Origin of the sequence: Longimicrobium sp. (genome assembly GCF_036387355.1) — a bacterium.
Classification (GTDB): domain Bacteria; phylum Gemmatimonadota; class Gemmatimonadetes; order Longimicrobiales; family Longimicrobiaceae; genus Longimicrobium.
On sequence record NZ_DASVTX010000209.1, the window covers coordinates 1 to 2572 of the forward strand.

Below are 2572 nucleotides of genomic sequence, written 5' to 3' on the forward strand. Positions count from 1 at the left end.
GCTCGGGGACCAACCGCTTTACCGGCTCGTTCTCGTCGCGGCTGCGCAACGACGCGCTGCAGGGCGGCACCGGGCGCACGCCCTGGTCTGACGGATACGGGCAGTACCAGTTGAGCGGCGGCGTGGGCGGGCCCCTGATCAAGGACCGGCTGTTCTACTTCGTGAGCGGCGCCGTGCAGCGCCGCGCCGACGACCTGTACGCGCTCCTTCCGCGCACCCCGGCCGGCTACCAGCAGCTGGGGGTGGAGGCGGATTCGGTGTCGCGCTTTCTGGACATCATCCGCACCCGCTACGGCGTGGACCCGTCCGGGCAGACCGGCCAGTATGAGCGCATCGGCGACGCGGCCAGCCTGCTCACGCGGATCGACTACTCGCCCAACGAGCGGCACACCATCGCGCTGCGGGGATTCGGCTCGTTCTACGACCAGCAGAACACGCGTCTGGGCTCGCTGGAGCTGCTGCAGAGCGGCGGCGAAGGGCGCAACACCGACCTGGGCGGCGTGGCCACGCTCACCTCGCGCTTTCGCGAGGGGTGGATCAACGAACTGCGCGTTTCCGCCACCCGCGGCGCGCGCGATTCCGATCCCACGGTGAACCTGCCCGAGGTGCGCGTCCGCGTGACCTCCGCGCTGGAGGACGGCGGCACCGGGATCTCCACCTTCTCGTTCGGCGGCGACCGCCAGCTTCCGTCGGGCAGCCGGGAAAGCACTTTCGAGCTGGCGAACGAGCTGTCGCTGCTGCTGGGCGACAAGCACCGGGTCAAGGGCGGGCTGCTGCTGAACAACACCAGCTCGCGCCAGGAATCCGTCCCCAACTCGCTGGGCAGCTTCAGCTTCAACTCGCTTGCGGACCTGCAGAACGGCAACCCGGCCTCGTTCACGCGGACGCTGCAGGGCCGCACCGTGGCGGGAAGCGGATGGAACGGCGCCCTGTACCTGGGCGACAACTGGCGCCCGCGGCAGACCATCCAGCTTACCTACGGGCTGCGGCTGGAGGGCTCGCGCTTCGGCGGGCAAACGGCGTACAACGTCAACGTCGACACGGCGTTCGGGCTCCGGACGGACCGCCTTCCCAGCGAGGTGCGGGTGAGCCCGCGCGCCGGGTTCTCCGTCCGCCTTTCGGAGCAGGGCGCGCCGCTCCGTCTGGTCCGTGGCGGATTCGGGGAGTTCCGCGGGCTGCCGCCGTACGCCCTGTTCGCGGACGTGCTCGACAGCAACGGCGGGCTGGGCGGGCAGGTGCTGCTTTCGTGCGTGGGGCGGGGCGTGGCCCCGGTGCCGGATTTCGAGGCGTACGCGGACGACCCGTCCACCATCCCCACCGTGTGCGCGAATGGCGCGGCGCCCGGGCTCCCGTTCACCACGCCCGCGACCGTGGCGGCGTTCGGGGAGGGCTTCGGCGCGCCCCGCTCCTGGCGTGGCTCGCTGGGCTTTCAGGGGCAGTACCTGGGGATCAACGTGTCGCTGGACGGTACCTACGCCCGCGGCGTGAGCCAGTACGGCGTCCGCGACCTGAACCTGCGCACCGAGCCGGTGTTTCTGCTGTCGCGGGAGAACGACCGCCCCGTGTTCGCGGCGCCGGGCGCCATCGTCCCCGCCACGGGCGAGGTGCCGCTGGCCGCGTCGCGCCTGAAGGCGGACTTCGGGCGGGTGCTGGAGCTGAACAGCGACCTGGAGACGGACGCGACGCAGCTCACGCTGGGGCTCAGCGGCGTGCTGCCGCACCGCATCTTTCTGCAGGGCTCGTACACGCTGGCGTACACGCGCGACCAGAGCTCGTGGGGCTTCGGCGGGCGTGCGCTGCAGGGCTTCGGCGCTACGCCCACGCGGGGCAATCCCAACGAACTGGCGTGGGGCCCCAGCGACGCGGACCGCCGCCACCAGGTGAACGCCATTGTGGGCATGCCCGTGGGGCGCTGGCTGGAATTGTCGCTGGTGGGGCGCGCCTCGTCCGGCTCACCCTGTACGCCGCTGGTGGGCGGAGACGTGAACGGCGACGGCGCGCGCAACGACCCGGCGTTCATCTTTGGCGCGGACGCGGCGGACGCGGAACTGGCAGCGGGGATCAGCCGCGTGCTGGCCAGCGTGCCCGGCGGGGTGCGCGATTGCCTGCGCGACCAGCGGGGTCGGGTGGCGGAACGCAACTCGTGCCGCGGGCCGTGGTCGCACTCCGTGAACCTGCGCGCCACGGTCACGCCCACGCTCCCCAACCTGGGGCAGCGGTTCTCGGTGGGGATCGAGGCGTTCAACCTGGAGGCGGGCGCGGACCTGCTGGTGAACGGCTCCGACAACCTGCGCGGCTGGGGCCAGCGCGCGCGGGTGGACGAGGTGCTGCTGTACCCCACCGGGTTCGACGCGGCGTCGCGGTCGTTCCGCTACCAGGTGAACGAGCGCTTCGGCACGTCGCGCACGGACCGGTTCGGCACGCGCTCGCCGTTCGGCGTGCAGATCACCGGCACGCTGGCCGTCGGGGCGCAGCGCGGGCGGGGCGGCGGGCTGGCGGGGATCGCGTTCGGCGGGGGTGGAGGCGGTGGGGGTGGAGGTGGAGGGCGGTTCGGCGGCGGCGGCGAGGGTGG

1 protein-coding gene is annotated in these 2572 nt (G+C 72.4%); it reads left to right on the plus strand.

Features of this window, described 5'->3' with window-relative positions; translation table 11 throughout:
- Positions 1–2572: hypothetical protein (locus VF665_RS09020; RefSeq protein ID WP_331053087.1), on the plus strand; the 2572-nt coding region annotated here is incomplete at both ends.